Origin of the sequence: Streptomyces hainanensis, from assembly GCF_004348415.1 — a bacterium.
Taxonomy (GTDB): domain Bacteria; phylum Actinomycetota; class Actinomycetes; order Streptomycetales; family Streptomycetaceae; genus Streptomyces; species Streptomyces hainanensis.
The window spans coordinates 1-5,060 of the sequence record NZ_SMKI01000515.1 but is presented as its reverse complement, the minus strand read 5'-3'; the positions used below and the strand labels follow the sequence as shown (position 1 = coordinate 5,060).

Annotated in this window: 4 protein-coding genes and 1 pseudogene; 4 read left to right on the top strand and 1 reads right to left on the bottom strand. The window is 73.4% G+C overall.

All coding sequences use genetic code 11. The features are described 5' to 3' along the window. Positions 1-136, top strand: a pseudogene (locus tag E1283_RS39230) (SDR family oxidoreductase); the annotation flags it as partial. A gap of 61 nt (positions 137-197) precedes the next feature. Beyond that, positions 198-1,631: an ABC transporter substrate-binding protein gene (locus E1283_RS31470; protein WP_243745235.1), complete on the top strand. Its 1,434-nt coding sequence runs from the start codon at positions 198-200 to the stop codon at positions 1,629-1,631. Positions 1,632-1,725: 94 nt separating this feature from the next. Here the strand turns inward: E1283_RS31470 and E1283_RS31465 are convergent, their stop codons facing one another. Next, entirely contained in the window at positions 1,726-2,436 is a 711-nt protein-coding gene (locus E1283_RS31465; protein WP_132821579.1) for a GntR family transcriptional regulator, read from the bottom strand. 151 nt (positions 2,437-2,587) lie between these two features. Here E1283_RS31465 and manD point away from each other — a divergent pair, with 151 nt between their 5' ends. Further along, positions 2,588-3,796, top strand: a complete 1,209-nt coding sequence (manD, locus tag E1283_RS31460) for a D-mannonate dehydratase ManD (protein ID WP_132821578.1) — start codon at positions 2,588-2,590, stop codon at positions 3,794-3,796. After that, positions 3,793-5,060, top strand: a 1,268-nt coding sequence (locus E1283_RS31455) for a mannitol dehydrogenase family protein (RefSeq protein WP_132821577.1), incomplete at its 3' end; no start/stop codon positions are given. The genes manD and E1283_RS31455, both read left to right, overlap by 4 nt.

Sequence of the window (5,060 nt, the reverse complement as noted above, 5' to 3'; positions counted from 1 at the left end):
CGCCGGCCTCGGCATCTCCAACGGGCTGCGGCCCGGCCTCGCCATGGTGGCGAAGGACCTGGCCGACGAGTTCGGGCCGCGCGCGGTGCGGGTCTTCGGGCTGCTGCCCGGCCGCATCGCCGCCGACGCTGGTCGAGGGGCCGGGGACGATCTTCGAGCCGCTCTTCTACTTCAACCTCGCCGGGCCGGGCGACCCGGTGCAACGCCTGGGCACCGAGTACTCCTGGAACGACGACGGCACCGAGCTGTCCATCACCCTGCGCGAGGGTGTGACCTGGTCGGACGGCGAGGCGTTCGACGCCGACGACGTCAAGTTCACCTTCGACATGATCGCCGCCGACCGGGTGCCCAACACGGTCGGCTTCCACGGCACCACCGAGGTCGTCGACCCCACCCACCTCGTCGTGACCTTCGACGGGCCCGCCTACATGGAGGGCCCGCAGCTGCTCGGCAAGACCTGGATCGTGCCGGAGCACATCTGGAGCGGCATCGAGGACCCGAACACGGACACCGTGTCCGAGCCGGTCGGCACCGGCCCCTACACGCTGGGCGACTTCAAGGGGCAGGCGTTCACGCTCGACGCCAACCCCGACTACTGGGGCGGCGAGCCGGAGCTGACCCACGTGATGTACCGCTCGCTCTCCGGCAACCAGGCGTCCGCCGACGCGCTCGCCGCCGGCCAGGTCGACGTCTACAGCGGGCCGGTCCCCGACATCGCCAACGTCGAGGAGGACTACCCGGGTTACCAGGCGATCACGGTGCCGATGAACCAGGCGGTCCTCGACACCTGCGCCAACGCGGAGCTCGGCTGCGAGGGCCCGCAGACCGACCCGGCCGTGCGCCAGGCGATCTACCACGCGATGGACCGCGGCCAGATCAACCAGCTCGCGTTCCAGAACACGGCGAGCGAGATGTCCCCCGGCTTCGCGCTGCCCGAGCGGGACGCGGCGTACGTCTCCGACGCGCTGGAGAACCCGACCGTGCCGATGCAGCCCGACCTGGCACGCGTGGACGAGATCCTGACCGGCGCCGGCTATGCCAGGGGCGGCGACGGGATCTACGCGAAGGACGGCGAGCGGCTGGCGCTCACCGTGACCGTGGTCAGCGGCTGGACCGACTACATCACCGCGCTGGAGACGCTGCGCGAGCAGCTGTCCCCGGCGGGGATCGAGTTGACGGTCAACCAGGTGTCCTGGAACGAGATGTCCGACGCCCGGGCCCGCGGCGGCTTCCAACTGGTGATCGACTCGCTCTACCCGGGGCCCGCGCCCGACCCGTTCTATCTCTACAGCTACTTCTACGGCACCGAGAACACCGCCGAGGTGGGGGAGTCCGCCGACACCAACTACTCGCGCTACTCCAACGCCGAGGTCGACGCGGCCCTGGAGGCGCTGACCCAGCTGAACCCGGAGGACATGGCCGCCCGGATGCCGCACTACGACGTGATCCAGCAGCGCATCGAGCAGGACATGCCGTACATCCCGATCCTCACCGGCGGCACGACCACCGAGTTCCACGCGGCGAAGTTCAGCGGCTGGCCGAGCCTGGACGACCTCTACGCCTTCCCGGCGACCTGGAGCCGCCCCGACCAGTCCCAGATGTACATGAACCTGGCGCCCACCGGGGAGTGAGCCCGGCGAGCCCGGCCGACCGGCCCGGCGCACCGCCCGACCGGGGCGGGACGCCGGGCCGCGGCGTGCCCGGGGCGGGGTGTGCCGGGAGCGGCTACTCCCAGACGACGACGTTGCGCCGCACCGGCACCGACGTGGAGTCGGTGGCGAACAGCTCGGGGGAGTGGGCCCTGATGCTCTCGATGTCGTGGAAGACCGCGCGCAGGTGGGTGCGCATCGCGGCCCGGGCCGACGCCGTGTCGCCGGCCAGCACCGCGTCCAGGATCTCGCCGTGCTGGTCGGTGAAGACGGGCGGCGCGGTCTCGTGCAGGCCGAGCCGCCTGGCGCGGTCGAGGTGGCCCTTGGCGGCCGCCACCGTCGTCCAGGCGCTGCCGTGCCCGCTGAGCCGCAGCAGCCCCTGGTGGAACGCCTCGTCGAGCGCGAAGAACTCCTCGATGCCGAGCTCCGCCCGCCGCTGCCGCTCCAGGTTCTCGCGCAGCTCGGCGACCAGCCCGGCGTCCAGCTCGGCCGGCAGGTCGTCGAGCGAGGCCAGCTCGACCGCCTCCCGCAGGAACTGCGCGTCCGCGACCTGTGCCGGATCGACGCGGGAGACGAAGGACCCGATCTTCGGGAAGACCTGCACCAGCCCCTCCTGCGCCAGCAGGATCAGGCTCTCGCGCACCGGGGTCCGGCTCACCCCGAGCGAGGCGGCCAGCTCGTTCTCCGAGAGCGCGGCGCCCGGCGGGAGCTCCAGGGTCAGAACCATCCGGCGCAACGTGGTGTAGATGGTGCGCCGCGAGGTCCGTCGCCGGTTCGTTTGGGCCATGGACCCCATCGTATCGGTGCGCCCGCCCCTTCCCGGCGGCCGCCCGCACCCCGGCTGACCCGGGCGGATCCGCCTCCGGACAAGTATTGCCGTTCTTCACGACTAGTGCTTGTATACAAGCACTGTTCGACCGGCAAGGAGAAGAGCCGCCGTGAGTACCATCGAACGGGCCGAGGTCTTCGTCGCCTCCCCCGGACGCACCTTCGTGACCCTGCGCATCACCACCTCCGACGGAGTCACGGGGCTCGGCGACGCCACCCTCAACGGGCGCGAGCTCGCCGTCGCCAGCTATCTGCGCGACCACCTGGTGCCCCTGCTCGTCGGCCGCGACCCGGCCCGCGTCGAGGACATCTGGCAGTACCTCTACCGCGGCGCCTACTGGCGGCGCGGGCCCGTCACCATGACCGCGATCTCCGCCGTCGACACCGCCCTGTGGGACATCAAGGGCAAGACCGCGGGACTCCCCGTCTACCAACTGCTCGGCGGCCGGTCACGCGACGGCGTCCTCGCCTACTCGCACGCCAGCGGCACCGACGTGCCCGAACTCCTCGACGACGTCCAGCGCTTCCTCGACCTCGGCTACCGCGCCGTCCGCGCCCAGGCCGCCGTCCCCGACGTCGGCGGCACCTACGGGGTGCGGAAGGGCCGGGTCTACGAGCCGGCCGCCACCGCGCTCCCCGACGAGCAGCCCTGGGACACCCAGGCCTACCTGAACTTCGCCCCCGGCTACCTGGCGGCGGTGCGCGAGCGCTTCGGCTTCGGGTTCCACCTGCTGCACGACGTCCACCACCGGCTCACCCCGCTGGAGGCCGCGCAGTTCGGCAAGCGCGTCGAGGACTGCCGGCTGTTCTGGATGGAGGACCCGACCCCCGCCGAGAACCAGGAGGCGTTCCGCCTCATCAGGCAGCACACCACCACCCCCGTCGCGGTGGGCGAGAACCTGACCTCGATCTGGGACGTCCAGCACCTGATCACCGAACAGCTCGTCGACTACGTGCGCACCACCGTCGCGCACGCCGGCGGCCTCACCCACCTGCGCCGGATCTTCGACCTCGCCGCGCTCTACCAGGTGCGCACCGGCTCGCACGGCGCCACCGACCTCTCCCCGATCAGCCTCGCCGCCAACGTCCACCTCGACCTCGCCGTGCCCAACTTCGGCATCCAGGAGTACATGGGGCACGCCGAGGAGACCACCGAGGTCTTCCACGGCGGCGTCACCTTCGCCGACGGCATGCTGCACCCCGCCGAGGAACCGGGGCTCGGCGTCGCGTACGACGAGAAGGCCGCCGAACGCTTCCCCTACCAGGCGCGCTACCTCCCCGTCGCCCGCCGCCTCGACGGCTCGGTGCACGACTGGTGACCGCCACCGGAACCGCCCGGCTCGGCCGCGCCACCCTGGGCGCGCTGCCGGCCGAACGCCGCCCGCCCGTGGACCCGGCGGCGCTGCGCACCCGCCTCGTCCACCTCGGGCTCGGCGCCTTCCACCGCGCCCACCAGGCCCTCTACACCGAGCGGGCCGCGGCCCGCACCGGCGAGCCCTGGGGCATCGCGGCCGTGGCGCCCCGCTCCCTCGCCACCGTGCGCGCCCTGCGCGAGCAGGACGGCCTCTACTCGCTCGCCGAGCTCCACCCGGAGGGGCGGGGACCCCGCGTCGTCGGCGCGCTCACCGAGGCGCTGGCCATGGTGCCGGACGCCGCCAGGATCGACGCGCTGCTCGCCGACCCCGAGGTCACGGTCGTCACCCTGACCGTCACCGAGAAGGGGTACCACCGGCGGACCGACGCGGGCCCGGGCCGCGGCCCGGCCCTCGACACCGCGGCGCCCGCGATCGCCGCCGACCTCGCGGCCGCCGACCCCGCCGTGTCCACCACCGTCGTCGGCCGGCTCGCCGCCGGCCTCGCCGCCCGGATCCGGGCCGGCGCCGGCCCGATCACCGTCGTCTCCTGCGACAACATGGCGGACAACGGCGCGGTCCTCGGCGCGGTCCTCCGCGACTTCGTCGCCGCCACCCGCTGGCCGGACCGCGACGCCGTACTCGCCGGCCTGGCCGAGTCCGTCGCCTTCCCCGCCACCGTCGTGGACCGCATCGTGCCCGCCACCACCGACGCCGGCCGCGCCGCGGCCGAGGCCGCGCTCGGCGTGCGCGACGCGGTGCCGGTGGCCGGCGAACCGTACCGGCAGTGGGTCGTCGAGGACGCCTTCGCCGCCGCCCGGCCCCGCTGGGAGCTCGACGGCGCCCTCCTCGTCCCCGACGCCGCCCCCTACCAGCTCGCCAAGCTGCGGCTGCTCAACGGCTCGCACTCCGCGCTCGCCTACCTCGGCATCGCCGCCGGACACGCCACCATCGACCAGGCCATGGCCACCCACTGGGGAGAACCCCTGGTACGGGCGCTGTGCGCCGAGGTCGCCCCGACCCTGCCGCCCGCCGGCCCGGAACCGGCCGGCTACGCCGCCGACCTGGTCACCCGCTTCCGCAACCCCGCGGTCGGCCACCAACTGCGCCAGATCGGCTCGGACGGCTCGCTCAAGCTGCGCGAACGCTGGCTGCCCGCGCTGCGCCGACTCCGCGCCGCCCGCGCGGCGACCCCCGTGCTGGAACTGGCGCTCGCCGGCTGGGCCCACGC